Origin of the sequence: Gordonia sp. i37 (genome assembly GCF_002043085.1) — a bacterium.
GTDB classification, from domain to species: Bacteria; Actinomycetota; Actinomycetes; order Mycobacteriales; family Mycobacteriaceae; genus Gordonia; species Gordonia polyisoprenivorans.
Window position 1 is genome coordinate 1 of record NZ_MVPX01000580.1, and the last position, 349, is coordinate 349.

Consider the following 349-nt stretch of genomic DNA (forward strand, 5'->3'; position numbering starts at 1 on the left):
CGAAAAACGCTGACGCTGTCTTCAAAATCTCATTGGCTCTGCGTAATTCGGCGTTCTCGCGGCGTAACTCGCGCAACTCCGCACCCGGCTCATCTGCCGGTGATGAACTCGCCGTCGAGACCGCCGGCATGTCCTTCTCGATCCAGTTTCGCAACGTCGCCGGATTGATGTCGAGCATCTCCCCGACATGCCGACGCGCTGCGAGTTTGGCACCGCCGACCTCGGCCAGCCGATCGTGATACATCCTCACAGCCCGCTCACGGGTCTCCAGGTCAAACTTTCGTGCTGCTCCCATACCAACATTCTCCTGGTGAGATCACGGTCTCCACCAGACCCAGGACGGTTCAGA

The 349-nt window shown here is 59.6% G+C and carries 1 protein-coding gene; it reads right to left on the reverse strand.

Annotation, left to right across the window (positions count from 1 at the left end):
* Nucleotides 1–295 (reverse strand): transposase (locus B1964_RS28205; RefSeq protein ID WP_139765920.1); only part of this gene is annotated, 295 nt, incomplete at its 3' end.
* Nucleotides 296–349 lie beyond the last annotated feature (54 nt).